The organism is Streptosporangium oxazolinicum, from assembly GCF_039537505.1.
Lineage (GTDB): Bacteria > Actinomycetota > Actinomycetes > Streptosporangiales > Streptosporangiaceae > Streptosporangium > Streptosporangium oxazolinicum.
This window is the reverse complement of the sequence record NZ_BAABAQ010000013.1, coordinates 186,397-204,827: the sequence shown is the minus strand read 5'-3', so window position 1 is coordinate 204,827 and position 18,431 is coordinate 186,397. Positions and strand designations below refer to the sequence as shown.

The following is an 18,431-nucleotide window of genomic DNA, read 5'->3' as shown; positions in this document are numbered from 1 at the left end:
TTCTGTGCTCGTCATCGCTCGTCATCACCGGGGGGTCATCGGTGCCCGCCGGCTGGCGGGCGGGGGAAGGGGGTGTGGCGGTGTCACAGCACGACCCTAGAAGCTGAGGTTAACTTCAGGTCAAGGGCGGCCGTTCTTCCCGCACCCCCCGGGTGCTCCCCCGCATGTCCTTCGCGCGGCCCGTCTTGGCGGGGGCCGGGCCCGGCGGGGCGGGCGGCGCCCTGTCCCCCTAGGCTGGAGGCCGTTTCCCCTCGCCTGGACGCCTCGTCCTCCGGGCGTCTCCCCCTTTGGAAAGGTGTATTCGCCGTGCCGACCGCACTCCGCCTGTTTCGTTACGTGGCGATCGCCGAAGCGTGCTCGTGGGCGGGACTGCTCATCGGCATGTACTTCAAGTACGTCGCGGCCACCGGCGACCTCGGTGTGAAGATCTTCGGCCCGGTGCACGGCGCCCTGTTCGTCCTCTATCTGGCCGCGGTGCTGTACGCGGCCCGTCAGGCGCGCTGGAGCCGGGCCACGATCGTCGTCGGCCTGGTGTGTTCGGTGCCGCCGCTGGCCACCTTGTGGTTCGAGCGGCGTGTGATGGCCCGCCACCGCGAGCCGGTCACCGCCTGAGCCCACCGCTAGAGCTCCAGGACGGCGCGGGTCAGGGCCCGGCAGCGCCGTGGATCGGTGAGCAGTTCGGCGCCGTCGCCGAACTGGTCGATCGAGCCGAGGGCGGGCAGTGCCCGTACGCGGGCGTCGGTGACGGCGCCGCCGAGGGCGTCGGCGAACCGGGCGGCGTCGATGACCTGGAAGGGCCGCCGATGGTAGGGCCGCAGGCTCCCCTCCAGTGCCGGAGCGGCCCCCGTCCGGTTGTGCAGGGCCGCCACCCGCCGGTACACCACCCCCAGGTGCTGCTCGCGCTCACGCCACCCGGTGGCCGCCACCGCCGCCGACAACGCGTCCCCCAGCTCCGCCGTCCCCGGCAGGCGGGTAAAAGCGCTGCCCAGCCACTTGGCGTAGGGCGGGTAGCGGCGGCGCATCAGGATCACCAGCCGCATCAGCTCCCGCGCCAGGCTCGCGGTGATCAGCGCCGAGCCCAGGTCGTCGCCGACCTCCCCGCACCGGCCGGGGAAGGCCTCCTGCTGGGCCAGGCGCCGCCATTGGCCGGCCAGCACGTAGCGTTCCAGGTCGGGGGGATACCAGCGCAGTGCGGCGCGGGCCGGCTCCAGGGCCTGTAGGCCGTCGTGGAAGACCTCCCCGCTGGTGACCTCGGCCAGCCGTTGCCAGGGGGTCGACAGCCAGTCCAGCACGCTCACCCCGCGCAGCGGGTCGAATCCGAGCCGCCCGGTGAACCAGGCCGCCGGATCGCTCACCTCCACCCCGTGGCGCTGTCCGGTCACGGCGGTGCGGTAGCCGCCGAAGTCGTCGGGCAGGTGCTCGGCGACGGCGCGCCGGACCTGTTCGGTATGGTGCGCCGCCACGAACACCACCACTCTGGGCCCCCAGTCGTGGTCGGTGGAGCGTTCGGTGTCGAACGCCAGCACCTCCGACCCGGCACCGATCAGCGCGGCACTGTGCGGCACGCCGGCCACGATCGGCCGCACGACCTGGGCGTAGAAAGCACGGGAAAGCTCCAGGCCAGGTACGAAACTGGACATCATTTCGTCCACTTTGCCTGCCGCGTCCGCGGCCCGCACCAGGTTTTCCCCCCGCCCCTTTCCCGGGCGGGGTTTCAGGCGCCGTCCGGGGCCGCGGCGGCCAGCGGGCGCCCGCGCAGCCCCAGCCGTTCGTACAGGGCGATGGCCGCGTGGTTGCCGGTGTCGACCATCAGCGCGACCCGCTCGTGGACGGCCGCCAGCTCCCCCAGCACGAACCGGCACACCCGCTCGCCGTACCCGCGGCCGCGCGAGGCCGGGGCGACGCCGACACCGGCGAGGAATCCCACCGGCGGGCAGGACCAGGCGTCGGCGGCCACCGCCACCAGCCGGCCGTCGTCGTCGCGTACCCCGGCCCAGCGCCGTACCCCCGCCACGCCCGGCACCGCCCAGGCCGAGGGGGCCGCCCGCGCCAGCAGGGCACTCACCTGCTCCTCCTCGGCGGCGTCCAGCCACCCCACCCGCCCCGGGCCCGGGTCCGCGTGGCCGGGGAGGTCGGCGCTGAGCGCGCCGGCCGGGGTGTCCATCCATTCGAACGAGCCCAGCACCCGCATCCGCATCCGCGGGGTCCGGGCGACCACTTCCTCCACCAGTGCCCGTGTCCCCGTCACCCGGTAGGACGGGCCGACCTCGGCCCACGCCCGCTCCACCAGGGCGCTCACCGCCCCGGGCTCGCCGTACACCGTGAGGCGATCTCGGCGGTTGAGGTCGGGGCAGGCCACCGCCACCGCCTCCCCCAGCGCCCACGCCCGCACCCCGGGGCCCATCGCCTGAGCGCCCCACAGCACGAGCGCGTCACCCGAGCAGGCGGCCGCCACCTCGGCGGCGTCGCCCAGCCGCACCGGCGCGTCGTTCACAGGATCGCGCCCGGCCGGTAGGCGGCCGCCCGCGGGTAGCGGGCCACGACCGCCTCCACCCGCGTCACGACCGCCTCCACCTGGGCCGAGGCCGCGCCGGTGAAGGAGATCGGCTCGCCCAGCAGGGCCCGCAGCTGCGTTGCGTCCAGCGGGAAACGCTCGTCGGCCCCCAGGCGGGCGATCAGCTCGTTGCCGGCCGACCCCTCGCGCATCGCCAGCGCCGACGCCACCGCGTGTTCCTTGATCAGCTCATGGGCGCTCTCGCGGCCCACCCCGGCGCGTACCGCGGCCATCAGCATCTTCGTCGTCGCCAGGAACGGCAGGTAGCGCTCCAGCTCGGCGGCGATCACCGCGGGGAAGGCGCCGAACTCCTCCAGCACCGTCAGCATGGTCTCCATCAGCCCGTCGAACGCGAAGAACGCGTCCGGCAGCGCCACCCGGCGCACCACCGAGCACGACACGTCCCCCTCGTTCCACTGGTCACCGGCCAGCTCCCCGGTCATCGAGGCGTACCCCCGCATGATGACCGCGAGCCCGTTGACCCGCTCGCACGAGCGGGTGTTCATCTTGTGCGGCATCGCCGAGGAGCCGACCTGGCCCTCGGCGAATCCCTCGGTGACCAGCTCGTGCCCGGCCATCAGCCGGATCGTCTTGGCCAGCGAGGAGGGGGCCGCGGCCAGCTGCACCAGCGCGGTGACCACCTCGTAGTCCAGGGAGCGCGGATACACCTGGCCCACGCTGGTCAGCCGGTGGGCGAACCCCAGGTGGGTGGCCACCTCCTCCTCCAGCGCCGCCAGCTTGGCCGCGTCGCCGCCCAGCAGGTCCAGCATGTCCTGGGCGGTGCCGACCGGCCCCTTGAGGCCGCGCAGCGGGTAGCGTTCGATCAGCTCCTCCAGCCGGTCGAACGCCACCAGCAGTTCGTCGGCGGCCGAGGCGAACCGCTTGCCCAGCGTCGTCGACTGCGCGGCCACGTTGTGCGACCGCCCGGCCATCACCAGCCGCGAGTGCCGCGTCGCCAGGTGTGCCAGCGCGGCCAGCAGCGCCACGCACCGCTCACGCGCCAGCACCAGGCTGTCGCGGATCTGCAGCTGCTCGACGTTCTCGGTCAGATCCCGCGACGTCATGCCCTTGTGCACCTGCTCGTGGCCGGCCAGCGCGTTGAACTCCTCGATGCGGGCCTTGACGTCGTGGCGGGTGACCCGCTCGCGGGCGGCGATCGACTCCAGGTCGACCCGCTCGACCACCTTCTCGTAGTCCTCCAGCGCCCCGGGGGCGACCGCCACCCCCAGCCGTGCCTGCGCGGCCAGCACGGCCAGCCACAGGCGCCGCTCGGCCACCACCTTGTACTCAGGAGACCACAGGCGCGCCAGCGGCGCGGAGGCGTAGCGGGCGGCAAGGACATTGGGGATACGCGGCTTGGCAGTCACGGTGCCGCAGTATATTCCGCCGCCCCGACCCGCCCCGACCCGCCCCGACCCGCCCTGGCCAGGGGGGACGGGAAGGGCCGGCCGCCACGCGGGCGACCGGCCCTCCCCCTCCGGGGGTCTACCGGGCCGTCGGCGCCAGCTCGTCCTTGTCGTAGACCTTCAGCGGCGGCCGCTCACCGCCGTCCTTGGGGGTGCGGCGCAGCCGCTCCTTGAGCCGCTCCACCATCACATACAGGGTCGGCACCAACACCAGCGTCAGCAGCGTCGACGACAGCAACCCGCCGATCACCACGATCGCCAGCGGCTGGGAGATGAACCCGCCCGAGCCGGTCAGCCCCAGCGCCATCGGGATCAACGCGAAGATCGTCGCCACCGCGGTCATCAGGATCGGCCGCAACCTGCGCCGGCCGCCCTCGATCACCGCCTCCACCACGCCCATGCCCTGCTCGCGGTACTGGTTGATCAGGTCGATCAGCACGATCGCGTTGGTCACCACGATGCCGATCAGCATCAGCATGCCGATCAGGGCCGGAACCCCCATCGGCGTGCCCGTCGCCAGCAACAACCCGATCGCGCCGGTCGCCGCGAACGGCACCGACACCAGCAGGATCAGCGGCTGCACGAAACTCCGGAACGCCGCCACCATGATCATGAAGACGATCGCGATCGCCGCCAGCATCGCCAGCCCCAGCTGCCCGAACGCCTCGGCCTGGTCCGCGCTCACCCCGCCCACCGCGAAACTCGCCCCGGCCGGCAACGTCAACGTCTCCAGCTTCGACGTCAGCTCCGTCGTCATGCTGCCCAGGTCACTGCCGGTCGCCGTCCCCGACACCGTCGCGCTGCGCTCACCGTCGATCCGCGTCACCTGCGTGGGACCGTCCACCTTCGACACCCGCGCCACCTGCGACAGCTTCACCGTGCCCGTCGCCGTCGGCAGCTTCAGCGCCCCCACCGCCTTGACGTCCTCGGGCGCGTCCGCGGTCCGCAGGACCACCGCGCCGGCCCGGCCGTCCAGCGTCAGCTCACCCAGCGGCGCCCCCCGGAACTGCTGCGCCACCAGCTGCCCGATCTGCGTCTCGCTCAGCCCCCTGGCCGCCGCCTTCTCCCGATCCACCCGCACCTCGACCCGCTCGGCGCCGGCCTCCAGGTTCGAAGTCACATCCCGCAACCCGTCCAGGTCCGCCATCGCCGCGCGAACCGTCTCGGTCGCCGCCCGCAACGCCGTCACATCCGGCGCCTGCACGATCACCTGCAGCTGGTCGGTCGCGCCACCGCCGGGGCCGCCCTGGCCGCCGCCCACCGTGACCGTGCCGACCTCCTCCACGGGCAATCGCTCCAGCCGGCCGCGCAGCTCCTCCTGCAGCGCCGCGCTGTCGGTGTCCTCGGCCACCGTCACCGAGTACGAGGCCCGGTCGCCGCCACCGCCGCCCGCGCCCAGGAAGCCGCCGCCACCGCCCACGTTCACCTGGTAGTCCCGCACACCCTTCAGCGACGCCAGGACCTCCTCGACCCGCTTGGCCGCCGCGTCCGTCGCCGCCAGGTCGGTGCCCGCCGGCATCCGCTGGCTGATCGACACCGTGTCCTGCCCCGAGGAGTCGATGAAGTTGGTCTCCAGCCGCCCGGCCAGCCCCATCGTCGCGGCGAACACCACCACACCGACCAGCACCGTCACCAGCCGCCGTCGCGTCGCGAACCGCAGCACCGGCAGGTACGCCCGCTGCAGCGGGCTGCGCAGCTCCTTGGCCTCGGCCTCCTCACGCACCGCCCGCGCCTGCTCCGGCGACAACACCGGCGCCTTCAAGAACCAGTACGCCAGCACCGGGACCACCGTCAGCGACACCAGCAACGACGCCAGCAACGCCACCGTCACCGTGATCGCGAACGGCGCGAACAGCTGCCCCACCATGCCGCCCACCACCGCGATCGGCAGGAACACCGCCACCGTCGTCAACGTCGAGGCCGTCACCGCGCCGCTGACCTCACGCACCCCGGCCAGCACCGCCTTGCGCTTGGCCTCCCCGTACCCCAGATGACGCTTGATGTTCTCCAACACCACGATCGAGTCGTCGACCACCCGGCCCACCGCGATCGTCAGCGCCCCCAGCGTCAGCAGGTTCAGCGAGTAGTCGCCCACCCACAACGCGATCAGCGCGATGACCACCGACAGCGGGATCGACGCCGCCGTCACCAGCGTCGAGCGCACCGACAACAGGAAGACCAAGATGACCAGCACCGCGAACGCCAGGCCCAGCAACCCCTCGGTCGTCAGATCCTCGATCGAGCGCTCCACGTACGGCGCCTGATCGAAGATCACCGTCATCTCCGAGGAGTCCCCGATCGCCCGCACCATCTGCGGAAGCTTCTCGCGCACCGCGTGCGAGATCGCCACCGCGTTGCCGTCCGGCGTCATCGTCACCGACAACCCCAGGCTCGGCTGCCCGTTGGTCCGCGTCAGCGACGTCCCCTCGGCCAGCGTCCGCTCCACCGTCGCCACATCCCCCAGCCGCACCGGCTTGGGAGCCGCCGCGGGACGCTGCGCCTGCGCCTGCTGGATCTGCTGCGCCTGCTGGGCCGCGCCGCCACCCGGCACCTGCCGGGCCTGCTGCGGCGGCGCCTGCTGCGCCACCGGCGCGGCGGGCGTCAGATACAGGTCCTTCAGCTCCTCCAGCGTCGAGACCCGCGCCCCCACCTGCACCGGCAGCGACACCTTGTCCTCGGTCACGCTGCCCGCGGGAACCGGCTGCCCGTTGGCCCGCAGCACCTCGGCCACCGCCGTCGGCGACAACCCCAGCAACGCCAGCTTCCCGACATCCGGAGTGATCGTCACCACCTCGTCGCGGGTGCCCGTCACCGTCGCCTCGCGCACCCCCTCGATGCCCCGCAGCTCCGGCACCACCAGCCGCTCAAGCCGCTCGGCCATCACCCGCTGATCGCCGCCGTCGCCCACCGCCAGCTGCATCACCGGAATGTCGTCGGTCCCGCCCGACAACACCTGCGGATCGACCGCATCCGGCAGCTGTGCCTCGATCCGCGAGATCGCCTGCTGCATCTCCGCGACCGCCGCGTCGATGTCGGTGCCGTACTCGAACGCCACCTGGACCTGCGCCATCCCCTCACTGGAGGTCGAGGTCACCTCCGAGACCCCCTCCAGGCCCTGGAAGCTGTTCTCGATCGGCTTGGTCACCTGCTCCTCGACGATCTCGGGAGAGGCACCCGGATACGAGGCCGCCACGAACGCCCCCGGAAACGACAACGAGGGCAGCAACTGCTGTTTCAGCGAGGGAATCGCGAACAGGCCGAACGCGCTCAACACCAGCGCGATCATGATGACGAGGCTGCGGTTGGCGAGGCTCAACCTGGCCAGGGAGGTCATGGGGGCGGGCTCCTCAACGAGGGACATCACAACAAGATTCGCCCCAGACTAACACTTCGCCTCATACGAATATTTAACGAAGCTTACCAATCCTGATAACCTTCTCAGGAAGCGAGAGGTGAGCGTGAACAACGACCGCGAACAACTGATCGACCAGATCGGCGCCATGCAACGCGACCTGGGCAGGCTCCTCGCCCAGCACAGCGCCCCATCCCCCCTCTTCGACTCCAACCTGACCATGCGCCAGCTCAAAGTCGTCATGATCCTCTCCGACCAGGACTCAGCCTCGGGCCAAGACCTCGCCACCCACCTCGACGTCGGCCTCGGCACCGTCACCGGCATCGTCGACCGCCTCGTCGCCCACGGCCTCGTCACCCGCCGCGAAGACCCCCACGACCGCCGCATCCGCCGCGTCCACCTCACCCCCGCCGGCCACACCCTCATCGAACAGATCACCGACGCCGGCCTCACCGAGTTTCGACGCCTCCTGCGACACCTCGACACCCCCACCCTGCGCGACCTGTGCGCCATCGTCGACAAACTTCAACGGGCAGCCCTCACCCTCCGCGACCACAACCCCCACAAAAAGGTGGGATGATAGGTTCCGTCGCTGTGACAGCACCCACCGACACCCTCTTCTCCCTCACCGGCCGCACCGCCCTCATCACCGGCGGCAGCTCCGGCATCGGCCACGCCATCGCCCACGCCCTCGGCCACGCCGGCGCCGCCGTCATCATCGTCGCCCGCCGCACCACCCACCTCACCAAAACCCTCACCCAACTCCACCACCACAACATCACCGCCGCCGCCATCACCGCCGACCTCGCCAACCCCGACGACATCACCCGCCTCTGCGACGAGGCCCCCACCCTCTTCGGCGACATCGACATCCTCGTCAACAGCGCCGCCAACAACATCCGCCACCCCATGACAGAACTCACCACCGACGACTACCAACAAACCATGGCCGTCAACATCACCGCCCCCTACCTCCTCGGCCAGCACTTCGGCCCCCAAATGGCCCAACGCGGCTGGGGCCGCATCATCAACATCGGCTCCCAGCAATCCCACAAAGCCTTCGGCGACAGCGGCGCCTACGGCATCTCCAAAGCCGCCATCACCGGCCTCACCCGCTCCCAAGCCGAAGCCTGGTCCCCCCACGGCGTCTGCGCCAACACCATCATCCCCGGCTTCGTCCTCACCCCCCTCACCGAACCCGCCCAAGCCATCCCCGGCCGCGTCGAAGAACTCGCCGCCCGCACCATGACCGGCCGCAACGGCCACCCCACCGACTTCGCCGGCATCGCCGTCCTCCTCGCCGGCAACGCCAGCGCCTACATCACCGGCCAGGCCATCTGCGTCGACGGCGGCTTCTCCGTCCACTGACCCACAAAACCCACCACGACACCATGATTGAATACGCCCCGGATCCACCACGCCCGGGGAGCCCATGACCACCACCCAGCACCCCGCCAACGCCCGCAAAGCCGTCTCCTACTTCTTCATCCTCCTCGGCATCGCCTCCGGCGCCTGGGCCGCCCGCATCCCCGCCGTCAAACACACCCTCCACCTCAGCGACGGCCAACTCAGCTACGGCCTCCTCGCCACCGCCGTCGGACTCATCACCGGCATGCGCTTCGCCGGCCACCTCACCGACCGCCTCGGCAGCGCCCGCCTCATCACCCCCGCCGCCATCGCCACCGCACTCTCCGTCATCCCCCCCGGCTACGCCACCACCCTGCCCACCCTCATCGCCGCCCTCTTCCTCTTCGGCCTCACCAACGCCTTCCTCGACGTCTCCATGAACGCCCACGGCGTCGAAGTCGAACGCGCCTACGGCCGCCCCATCATGTCCTCCTTCCACGGCATGTTCAGCATCGGCTGCCTCACCGGCGCCGCCATCGGCGGCCTCTTCGCCTGGCTCGACCTCAGCGCCGCCACCACCCTCACCGCCGTCGGCCTCCCCCTCGCCCTCATCTGCCCCTACGCCCGCCGCCACCTCCTCACCACCCCACCCCCCAAGACCCCCACCCCCCACCACGACCGCACCCGCGCCCCCTGGACCAGCTGAATCATCCTCATGGGAATCGTCGCCTTCGCGGGCCTCGTCGGAGAAGGCGCCGCCAACGACTGGACCGCCGTCTACCTCTTCCAGCACCTCGGCGCCCCCCAGGCCGTCGCCGCCGCCGGATTCGCCGTCTTCTCCACCACCATGACCATCGGCCGTTTCGCCGGAGACCACCTCGCCCAGCGCTTCGGACCGGTACGCCTGGTCCGCTACTGCGGCCTCATCGCCGCCATCGGCCTCGGCACCACCCTGCTGACCAGCCAGATCCCCATCGCCCTCGCCGGATTCGCCCTGTTCGGCTGTGGCCTGTCCACCATCGTCCCCCAGGTCTTCTCCGCCGCCGGCAACCACGACCCCGCCCGCGCCGGACAGGCCATCGCCCAGGTCGCCACCGTCGGCTACGCCGGCCTCCTCGCCGGCCCCGCCATCATCGGCGGCGCCGCCGAGCTCATCGGCCTGCCCGCGGCCCTGGGCATCCCCGTCCTGCTCGCCCTCTTCATGGCCGCCTCCGCCGGAGCGCTGCGTCCCCGGAAAACACCGTGACCGGCCGACAGCGCGGCTCTGCTTTTTGGTGATGAGTCTTTAGTCCATTGTAAATGATCTTGAATCCATTGTAAATGATCTTGAATCCAGTCGGACACCTTTACAATGTAGATTTATAACTGGCGGCCATCTCGTCGGACCCGTCCGCGCCCGTTGCCGTGGACCTCGCGCGAGAACGTGGACGAACAGGGCGCTGCCTTGTGGTCACGGGCGACGGGTGGCGCGTACGACGACGTCGTGGAGACGGGCCGCCCGGTCCCCGTGGCCGGTGAGCGTGCGCACCCGCTCCTCGGCGGTGACGATCTCCCACTCCCCGCCGTCCAGCCGGGCGGTGATGGCCGCGGAGGTGGCCGACGCCTCAGCGGGAGGATGATGCCCATGACCGGTGTGACCGGTGTGACCGGTGTGACCGGTGTGATCGGTGTGACCGGTGTGATCGGTGTGATCGGTGTGATCGGTGTGATCGGTGGAGTCCGGGGTGTGCAGGTGTCCCACGATGAGCAACGTGCCGCCGGGAGCCACCCACCCGGCGACGCGATCGTAGAACTCCATCTGAGGCATCGCCGGGTGGGCGTAGTGGGTCATGACCAGGTCGAACCGCGTGTCCGGGCTCCAGACGCTCAGATCCGCCTCGACCCACCGCAGGTGCTCGGGGGCCCCGCCCGCCGCCGCCAGCCCTGCGGCGCGGGCAAGAGCCTCGGCCGAGATGTCGGCCGCGGTGACGTGCCAGCCGCGCGAGGCGAGCCAGATCGCCTCGGCGCCGGCGCCGCACCCCGCGTCCAGTGCCGTGCCCGGCGTCAGGCCGCCGGTCTCCCGCGCGAGGTAGGGGTTCGGCGGGTCGCCGCCCGTGGATCCGGGGGCCTCGGCTCGTCCCTGCCGCCAGTGCCGCTCCCAGAAGTCCTTGTCGAATTCGTGCGTCACAGGTCGTTCTCCTCGTTCGCGATGATCGCTCCGCCGTGGCCGGTGACCTCGTCGGGGCCACGTGTCGGCGGCCGGCTTCGCCGGGCTCACCCGCGGGTTCGCCCCTCATGGTGCCGACCGGGAAAGCAGGCGCGCAAACGTTGTTGCCGAATGGCAAAATGGGGGGATGGACGAAGCCATCGACCGCACTCTCGACGCCGTCGGAGCGAGGTTGAAACGCCTTCGGCTGCACCGCGAGGTCACGCTCGCCGACCTCGCGCGGGAGACCGGCATCTCCACCAGCACCCTGTCCCGGCTCGAAGCGGGCCTGCGACGTCCCACGCTCGAGCAGTTGCTCCCGCTCGCCCGCGCCTACGGGGTCACCCTCGACGAGCTCGTCGACGCGCCGCCGACCGGCGACCCCCGCCTCAACCTGCGCCCCATCCCCTGCGGCGACGGCTCGGTCATCCTGCCGCTGACCCGCAGGCCCGGAGGAATCCAGGCCTACAAGTTCGTCCTGCCCGCCGGAGACGACGACGCCGAACCCGACCTGCGCACCCACGAGGGCTACGACTGGGTCTACGTCCTGAACGGAACGCTCCGCCTCGTCCTGGGAGAACACGACCTCACCCTCAGGCCCGGGGAGGCCGCGGAGTTCGACACGCGCACCCCGCACTGGTTCGGGGCCACCGGCGCCGGCCCCGTCGAGTACCTGAGCCTCATCGGGAGACAAGGCGAACGCGCGCACATCCGCGCGGCACCGAGGCACCCCCCGGCCGGGTGAGAGAGCCCGGCGACCGCCCTCGCCGGTGGGCGCTCTCCCCTAGCCGGTGGTGACCGGCTGGTCGTACGTGACGTGGGTGAGGAAGAAGTCCCGGACGTCCTCGGCGAGCAGCTCCGGCACCTCCATCGCGGCGAAGTGGCCGCCACGCTCGAACTCCGACCAGTGCCTGATGTCGTACAGCCGCTCGGCCAGCGGTCGCACCGACTGCGTGATGTCGTGCGCGAACACCGCCACGCCGACCGGTACCGGGCACGGCTCGATCCGCCGCGGGGTCTCGCGCGACAGCCGCGCCGAGGAGGCCGCGGTCGCGGTCAGCCAGTACAGCGAGATGTCGGTGAGTATCCGCTCGTCGTCGATCTGCGAGCGAGGGTCGGTCCACTGCGCGAAGCGCTCGGCGATCCAGGCCAGCTGGCCGACCGGTGAGTCGGTCAGCGCGTAACCGATGGTCTGCGGGGTGGTGGCCTGCAGGGCCTGGTACGGCGGGCGGTTCGCCATCAGCTGCCTGATCTTGTCCAGCCGGGCCTCGTCCGTCTCGGACAGCTCGATGCCGGCATCCGGGACCGGCCGGGTCGGCAGGTAGTTGACGTGCACCCCGACGACCCGCTCGGGCGCCACCACGCCGAGTGCCATGGAGATGCCCGAGCCGAAGTCGCCCCCCTGCGCGCCGTAGCGCTCGTACCCGAGACGGCGCATCAGCTCGGCCCAGGCCCGCGCGACCCGGACGATATCCCAGCCGCGCTCGCGGGTCGGCCCGGAGAAGCCGAAACCGGGGATGGACGGGATCACCAGGTGGAAGTCGCGGGACAGCGGCTCGATCACGTCGAGGAACTCCAGGAACGAACCGGGCCAGCCGTGGGTGAGGATCAGCGCGAGCGCGTCCGGTTTCGAGGACCGGACGTGGACGAAGTGGATGTTCTGCCCGTCGATCTCGGTGGTGAAGTGCGCGAGCTCGTTGAGCTTGGCCTCGTGCCGGCGCCAGTCGTAGCCGGTGCGCCAGTATTCGGCCAGTTCCTTGAGCCGCGCCAGCGGGAAGCCGTAGTCCCAGCCGGCGTCGGCGATCTCGTTGGGCCAGCGGGTGCGCGAGAGCCGGTCGTGCAGGTCGTCGAGGTCGGCCTGGGGGATGTCGATGCGGAACGGCTTGATCATGGTCTTGACTCCAGGGGGATCCATCCGGCGCCCGGGTGTTCGGACGAGCCGGGGTCGATGAGGTTGATGAGGTTCGGTGCGGGTGGTGCGGGCCGCTCCCGCGCGGGTGTCCGCGCTCTCGTGGAAGGCGCTCTCGTGGAAGGCGGTCAGTTCTCGCGTGTCCAGGCGGGCGTGATCCGCATCTCGCGAAGTCGCCAGCCCGCCGGTGTGCGTACCGCGGTGGAGGTCAGCCGCAGGCCGCCGGTGAAGTAGGGGGCCTGGCCGTCGCGGTAGTAGTACACGAGGGAGTTCGCCGAGGCGGCCGCCTGGTCGCCGTCGAGGTCCACCAGCAGGTCGGTGGTCGTGTGCTGGGTGTGCCGCCCCTCGGTCTCGGGCTGCCGCAGGTAGGCGACGACCTCGTCGATGCCGAGGAGTTCGCCGGCGCGTGGCGAGCGCACCGCCACGTCGCCGGTGAAGACGGTGCCGGCCTCCTCCCACCGCTCCTCGTCGAGCAGGCGCGCGAAGCGGGTGAACAGGTCGGCGATCTCGATACGGTCGGCGATCAGAGCATGCGTGGACATGACATCCTTTTCGTTGGCGTCTCCAACATTGGCAGTACCCACTATATGCAGATTCGTTGGCTGCGCCAACAATGTAGAGTTGCTGTCGTGGAAGAGACACCCGCACGCCTGACCGCGAAACCAAGCTGGCTGCTCACCCAGCTGGCGGTGCACGCCCACCGGCTGGCCTCCGACGGCTTCGGCGAGGTGGGCGCGCGCGGGTACCACTACCGCATCCTGGCCGTGCTGGACGAGTTCGGAGGCGCCAGCCAGGCCGCGCTCGGCCGCCGGTGCAACATGGACCGCAGCGACGTCGTGGCGACGATCAACGAACTGGCCGAGCGGGGTCTCGTCGAGCGGACACCGGACCCGGATGACCGAAGGCGCAACATGGTGACCCTCACCGCCGCGGGTGATCGGCAGCTGCACCGCATGGAGCGGGTGCTCGACAAGGTGCAGGACGACCTGCTCGGACCGCTTGCGGCCGAGGACAGGCAGACCTTGACCCGCCTGCTCACCCTGCTGCTCACGCACCACCAACGGGGGTGAGCCCCCCTTTGACGACTTCCGCCGGTGGACGAGGCGGCGTGACGCTCTCCTACAGTGGGTGCTCGTGCTCTATGGCAGATCCGCGGAAATCAGCGCACTCGACGAGGTGATCGCGCGGGCTCGCGACGGCTCCGGCGGCGCGGTGGTGGTGCGGGGCGAGGCGGGCGCGGGCAAGACCGCCCTGCTCGACTGATGATCGTGGCGGGCATGGGCCACACGCTGCCGCCGCAGGTGCACGAGGAGTTGGCCGCCGCCGTCCACGCGCACACGACCGAATGACACCGGCCCGGACCCGGGCGGCCCCGGTGTCGGCCTGGACCTCCTATAGCTACGGCGAGCCGCCACCCCGGTCCTGCGAACCACTCGGGTGATATGCGAAGAGTTAGCTATCAGTTTCAGTACGTAGCGATCCCAAGTAGTGCATACCTTCCGGTAACCCCGTCGTCACCCGCCAGAACCTGCGGGCGGCGATCGTCGCGGTGGTCAACGCCACCCTGGAGGCCCGCGACCCCACGTGGTGGGGCGAGGCGACCAGCACCGCCTCGGACTCCAAGCGGTTCGCCTCCTGGGACTCCAATCTGATGACCGAGTTCCACGCCCACAACGGCGGTCACGGCGTGATGATCTACTGGCACGTCGACAAGGGCCGCCTGTGCATCTACTCCCAGCTCAAGTCATGCTCCTCCTCCGAGGTCGCGGCGATGATCGAGGGCCTGCTACGGCACTGCACCAACGCCGAGGTGAAGGCGAACTACACCGACACCCACGGCGCCACCACGGTCGGGTTCGCCTTCACCGAGCTGCTGGGCTTCAAGCTGCTGCCCCGGATGAAGAACATCGGCGCGATCGAGCTGTACAGCCCCGACGCCGCCCCGGCCGCGTGGCCGAAGGTGGACAAGATTCTCAAGAAGCGGCCGATCGACTGGGAGCTCATCTCCCGCAACTACGACCAGATGATCAAGTACGCGATGGCGCTGCGGCTGCGGACAGCGGAAACCGAGCAGGTCCTGCGCCGTTTCATGAAGGGCAACGGCCCCAAGCACCCGGTCTACCTGGCCCTGGAAGAACTCGGCCGGGTCGTGCGCACCATCTTCGCCTGCGACTATCTCGCCGATGAACAGCTACGCCGGGAGATCAACAGCGGCTTGCAGGTCGTGGAGAACTGGAACAGCGCCAACGACAAGATTTTCTACGGGCGGGACGGAGTGCTGACCGGGGCCGATCGTGAGCATGCCGAGGTGTCCATGCTCACCCTGCACCTGCTGCAGTCCTCATTGGTGTTCATCAACACCCAGCTCTTACAAGCTGTTCTGCGAGATCCGCAGTGGGCCGGCAAGCTCACCGAGGAAGACCGGCGCGCGCTCAGCCCATTGTTCTGGGCGCATGTGAACCCCTACGGCCGGTTCCGGCTGGACATGGATACCCGGCTCGACCTCACCGCGGCCTGAGCGGGTCCCCCGGCGTCGGGTTCTTGCGCTGGGAGAACATGCTGGGCAGCGCGGCCAACGTGCCTCACATGACAGGAAAAGATCATCTCGCCTCGAGACGAGGCCAGCAACCCAAGACAACGATTGCTGGGACCGCGTGTCCCGGTGTTGGGCTGAAATGCCTTGCGGCGTGGGGACGGCTCACGGCCCGCGGCACATTCGTGAGGAAACGGTCTTGCGCGTCAACTGTAAGACTGGCCTGCCTTTGACCATTACCTGATGTAAGGGTCATAAAAGGAGCCTGTGTGCTGAATGGTGAGGAGTTCGCCGCTTTGTTCGATGCGTACCGCCCCCGGGTGTACGCGTACGCGGTGAGCAGATGTGGCCGTCGGCTGGCCGAGGAGGTGGTCAGTGAGACGTTCGTGGTCGTGTGGCGACGGCGGGACGTCATTCCGGCCAAGGCACCCTTGCCCTGGTTACTTGGTGTGGCGCACAACGTGATTCGCGATCTCTATCGCGACGAGCTTCGGCGGGCGGCGCTGGATGAGGCACTACGCGGCTGGACCGAGGAACTGGAGGGGGACGTGGCCGACCAGGTGGTCGAGCAGGCCACCGCGATGAAAGCCCTGTCCACGTTGAGCGACGCTGACAAAGAGGTGCTGACCTTGGTCTCGTGGCACGGGCTGACCTCGGCGCAGGCGGCTGCGGTGGTGGGAAGTTCGCGGTCGGCGTTCTTCGTCCGGCTGCATCGGGCCCGCCGGCGGCTGGAGGCCGCCATGAACAACGTGACGGCGGCCGGCCCCCGGCCCGCTTTCGTCCCGGAGGAGGAGAAGTGAGGCGGAAGAACGCGCTCGATCTGCTGGCGGCGGCCCGGCCCGCTGACCTCGACCTGCCTGGGGCGCACCGGGCGCGGATGGAGGAGTTGCCCCCGCCGGTGCGACGGGGCCGTGCACGGCGGGGCGGGGCGGTCGCCGCGTCGCTGGCCACGGCGTCCGTGATCGGGGTACTGGCCGTCCCCCGCCTGCTCGACCCCGGCGTCTCCAGCGGGCAGGTGGCCACCGAGTCCGCCGGGTACGCGCTGGACATGGCGGCCCGCAGTGCGGCCGGGCAGCGGCAGACGCCCGGGCGGTTCTGGTACACCGAGGGCCTGATCCTGGGTGAGGAGATCATCGGTGCACCGGGCAACCGGTACCGGATCAAGACCCGGGTCCAGACCGGACGGTGGGCCCCGCGCGACCCGGCGACGCTGACCGTGCTTACCGAAAGCGGCCTGCCCACCGTGCCGGCGTCCGGACAAGAGGAGCAGGCGTGGCGGCGAGCGGGAGAACCCAAGCTGTGCGGCAACGACACCGACTGCGCGAACGACACGGCTCCGCTCGGACGCACGAGGTTCATGTTCATGCCCGGCACCTGGCCCTACGAAGATCAAGGGCTCACGCTTCCCGCCGCTGAGCTGCTCGATCTGCCTCAAGAGTCGGACGCGCTGCGCGAACGCCTGCTGGCGTTCTGGCCCGCCTACAGCGAGACCATGAAGGACTGGCCAACACCGCCTGCGGGGAGCTCACTGCCCACGAAGGACTCCTGGCTCCTCAGCATCTCCCTGGACCTGCTCCAGCACGCCCCAATCTCAGCGGGCACCCGCGGAGCTCTCTATCGGATGGTGGCGAACCTGCCCGGTACCCGCGCCCTCGGCCGGATCCCCGACGCCGAGGGACGCCTAGGGATCGGCATCGGATGGACCCAGGCTGTAGAGGATGGACAGAGCGAGCAGCAACTCATCGTGGAGGAATCCAGCGGCCGGCTACTCGCGCTGCAGAACGTCGTCATGAAGCCCTGGTCGCAGGACCCGGCGGGCCACGAAGGGGCCGCAGGCCTGCCCGCGGGAACCGTCTACCATGCACTCGTCTACCAGCGAGCCGCCTGGACCGACACCCCCGCCCGGCTTCCCAAGGGGTGCTCCACCTCCACTCAGACCAACCGGAAGGACTGCGTCGGTTGAGGCCCGACATCCACTCGGAGATCAACCCCTTGGCCTACAGGAAGTCGTCAAGTCATGTACGTGATAATGGCCTATTATCACGTACATGAGCGATCATGGCAGCGCGGCGACCAGGCGCACCTCGCGCTGGGACGTTGCGCGACTCCGGCACGTTATCCGGTACATCGCACCGGGCGTCGCGCGGCGGCGTGCATGAGCGCCGCGCCGAAGGTCGCCGCCTTGCGCGGCGGAAACGTCACGCTCGCCGCGGCCGCCGACGCCTTTCTCGCGATCCCACGCACGGCCAACCCCAACACCCACCGCGCCTACGCCTCCGCCATCGACCGCACCATCGACCGGCTCGGCCGCGACCGGCCGCTCGCCGAAGTTGCCGACACCGAGATCGGCGCCGCACTCGGAGAGTTGTGGGGCGCGAGCGCGCCGGCGACCTGGAACCGCAACCGCGCCGCCGTCACCTCTTGGCTGTCCTGGTGCCAGGCCAAGAAGCACTGGGCCGCGCCGTCGGTCCCGGCTGAGGCCGAACGCCGCAAAGAAACCGCCGATGAGACTCGCGCGGTGGGCAAGACGACGATCCACCGACTGCTGTCACGCCGCGACATCCCGCTGCGTGAGCGGGCGCTGTGGCGAATGCTCTATGAAACAGCGGCCAGAGCCGCCGAGATCCTGGCGCTGAACGTCGAGGACCTCGACCTGGAGCACCGCCGCGCCCCCGTCCGCTCCAAGGGCGGCGCCACCGAGTGGGTGTATTGGGACAGCGGGACCGCGCATCTGCTGCCTCGGCTGCTGCGACTGCCGGAGGGCAGCGCACGCACTCGTGGCCCGCTGTTCCTGTCCGAACGGCGTCCCGTCCCGGCCCGCCGCCCGGCCGCCGCCGACATCTGCCCACACACCGGCCGCGCCCGCCTAGGCTACGACCGCGCCCGCGTCCTGCTGGAGAAGTACGCCGGGCTCGACCTGCACCAACTGCGCCATTCGGCGGCCACCCACCTCGGCGAGGCCGAAGTCCCGCTGCAGCTCATCATGGGCAAGACCCGGCACAAGAACCCCCGCACCGCCATGCGCTACGTCAAACCCGGCGCCGAAGCCATCGCCAAGGTCACCGAGGTCCTGGCACCCCGCCGCCGTACCCACTGATCAACCGAGTGGCGGCTGGCCGGAGCTATAGGAGTTCCGGGCCGTGTC

The 18,431-nt window shown here is 70.3% G+C and carries 19 protein-coding genes; 12 read left to right on the top strand and 7 right to left on the bottom strand.

All coding sequences use genetic code 11. The features are described 5' to 3' along the window. Positions 1–306 precede the first annotated feature (306 nt). Positions 307–612, top strand: coding sequence for a DUF3817 domain-containing protein (locus tag ABD817_RS30525; protein WP_344921693.1), 306 nt, complete (start codon positions 307–309; stop codon positions 610–612). Positions 613–620: 8 nt separating this feature from the next. Here ABD817_RS30525 and ABD817_RS30520 read toward each other — a convergent pair whose 3' ends face one another. The 4 genes from ABD817_RS30520 to ABD817_RS30505 all read right to left on the bottom strand — a co-directional run bounded on the left by ABD817_RS30520 (position 621) and on the right by ABD817_RS30505 (position 7,321). Next, the gene (locus tag ABD817_RS30520; RefSeq protein ID WP_344921692.1) at positions 621–1,643 is read right to left on the bottom strand and encodes a DUF4037 domain-containing protein; all 1,023 of its coding nucleotides are present in this window, start codon (positions 1,641–1,643) and stop codon (positions 621–623) included. Positions 1,644–1,714: 71 nt separating this feature from the next. Then, the gene (locus tag ABD817_RS30515) at positions 1,715–2,494 is read right to left on the bottom strand and encodes a GNAT family N-acetyltransferase (protein WP_344921691.1); all 780 of its coding nucleotides are present in this window, start codon (positions 2,492–2,494) and stop codon (positions 1,715–1,717) included. After that, positions 2,491–3,921: an adenylosuccinate lyase gene (purB, locus tag ABD817_RS30510; RefSeq protein ID WP_344921690.1), complete on the bottom strand. Its 1,431-nt coding sequence runs from the start codon at positions 3,919–3,921 to the stop codon at positions 2,491–2,493. Before purB ends, ABD817_RS30515 begins: the two co-directional genes overlap by 4 nt. A 118-nt stretch (positions 3,922–4,039) precedes the next feature. Further along, positions 4,040–7,321 (bottom strand): efflux RND transporter permease subunit, encoded by a 3,282-nt coding sequence (locus ABD817_RS30505; protein ID WP_344921689.1) that lies wholly within the window; start codon positions 7,319–7,321, stop codon positions 4,040–4,042. 91 nt (positions 7,322–7,412) lie between these two features. Between ABD817_RS30505 and ABD817_RS30500 the strand changes: the two genes are divergently transcribed. From ABD817_RS30500 to ABD817_RS30485, 4 genes are all read left to right on the top strand, one after another. Beyond that, positions 7,413–7,892, top strand: a complete 480-nt coding sequence (locus ABD817_RS30500; protein WP_344921688.1) for a MarR family winged helix-turn-helix transcriptional regulator — start codon at positions 7,413–7,415, stop codon at positions 7,890–7,892. Positions 7,893–7,906: 14 nt separating this feature from the next. Continuing rightward, entirely contained in the window at positions 7,907–8,680 is a 774-nt protein-coding gene (locus ABD817_RS30495; RefSeq protein WP_344921687.1) for an SDR family NAD(P)-dependent oxidoreductase, read from the top strand. 64 nt (positions 8,681–8,744) lie between these two features. After that, positions 8,745–9,365 carry an MFS transporter gene (locus ABD817_RS30490; protein WP_344921686.1) on the top strand — a complete coding sequence of 207 codons (621 nt, stop codon included), beginning with the start codon at positions 8,745–8,747 and terminating at the stop codon, positions 9,363–9,365. Between the two features lie 9 nt (positions 9,366–9,374). Next, on the top strand, positions 9,375–9,905 hold the full coding sequence (locus ABD817_RS30485; RefSeq protein ID WP_344921685.1) for an MFS transporter: 531 nt from the start codon (positions 9,375–9,377) through the stop codon (positions 9,903–9,905). A 204-nt stretch (positions 9,906–10,109) separates the two neighbouring features. On the opposite strand, the gene ABD817_RS30480 is transcribed toward ABD817_RS30485, so the two are convergent. Beyond that, positions 10,110–10,826 (bottom strand): class I SAM-dependent methyltransferase, encoded by a 717-nt coding sequence (locus ABD817_RS30480; RefSeq protein WP_344921684.1) that lies wholly within the window; start codon positions 10,824–10,826, stop codon positions 10,110–10,112. A gap of 166 nt (positions 10,827–10,992) precedes the next feature. Here ABD817_RS30480 and ABD817_RS30475 point away from each other — a divergent pair, with 166 nt between their 5' ends. Beyond that, positions 10,993–11,589 (top strand): helix-turn-helix domain-containing protein, encoded by a 597-nt coding sequence (locus ABD817_RS30475; protein WP_344921683.1) that lies wholly within the window; start codon positions 10,993–10,995, stop codon positions 11,587–11,589. A gap of 39 nt (positions 11,590–11,628) precedes the next feature. On the opposite strand, the gene ABD817_RS30470 is transcribed toward ABD817_RS30475, so the two are convergent. Next, on the bottom strand, positions 11,629–12,735 hold the full coding sequence (locus ABD817_RS30470; protein WP_344921682.1) for an epoxide hydrolase family protein: 1,107 nt from the start codon (positions 12,733–12,735) through the stop codon (positions 11,629–11,631). A 146-nt stretch (positions 12,736–12,881) separates the two neighbouring features. Beyond that, positions 12,882–13,295 carry a nuclear transport factor 2 family protein gene (locus ABD817_RS30465; RefSeq protein WP_344921681.1) on the bottom strand — a complete coding sequence of 138 codons (414 nt, stop codon included), beginning with the start codon at positions 13,293–13,295 and terminating at the stop codon, positions 12,882–12,884. A gap of 87 nt (positions 13,296–13,382) precedes the next feature. Here ABD817_RS30465 and ABD817_RS30460 point away from each other — a divergent pair, with 87 nt between their 5' ends. The 6 genes from ABD817_RS30460 (at position 13,383) to ABD817_RS30435 (ending at position 18,383) form a co-directional block, all read left to right on the top strand. After that, entirely contained in the window at positions 13,383–13,823 is a 441-nt protein-coding gene (locus ABD817_RS30460; RefSeq protein ID WP_344921680.1) for a MarR family winged helix-turn-helix transcriptional regulator, read from the top strand. 64 nt (positions 13,824–13,887) lie between these two features. Then, the gene (locus ABD817_RS30455; protein ID WP_344921679.1) at positions 13,888–14,016 is read left to right on the top strand and encodes an ATP-binding protein; all 129 of its coding nucleotides are present in this window, start codon (positions 13,888–13,890) and stop codon (positions 14,014–14,016) included. A 229-nt stretch (positions 14,017–14,245) separates the two neighbouring features. Further along, the gene (locus tag ABD817_RS30450; RefSeq protein WP_344921834.1) at positions 14,246–15,271 is read left to right on the top strand and encodes a Tn3 family transposase; all 1,026 of its coding nucleotides are present in this window, start codon (positions 14,246–14,248) and stop codon (positions 15,269–15,271) included. A 284-nt stretch (positions 15,272–15,555) separates the two neighbouring features. Next, positions 15,556–16,086 (top strand): RNA polymerase sigma factor, encoded by a 531-nt coding sequence (locus tag ABD817_RS30445; RefSeq protein ID WP_344921678.1) that lies wholly within the window; start codon positions 15,556–15,558, stop codon positions 16,084–16,086. Then, a complete protein-coding gene (locus tag ABD817_RS30440) occupies positions 16,083–17,249 on the top strand; it encodes a hypothetical protein (protein WP_344921677.1) in 1,167 nt (388 codons plus the stop codon). Before ABD817_RS30445 ends, ABD817_RS30440 begins: the two co-directional genes overlap by 4 nt. Before the next feature lie 192 nt (positions 17,250–17,441). Then, on the top strand, positions 17,442–18,383 hold the full coding sequence (locus tag ABD817_RS30435; protein ID WP_344921676.1) for a tyrosine-type recombinase/integrase: 942 nt from the start codon (positions 17,442–17,444) through the stop codon (positions 18,381–18,383). Positions 18,384–18,431: the final 48 nt, after the last annotated feature.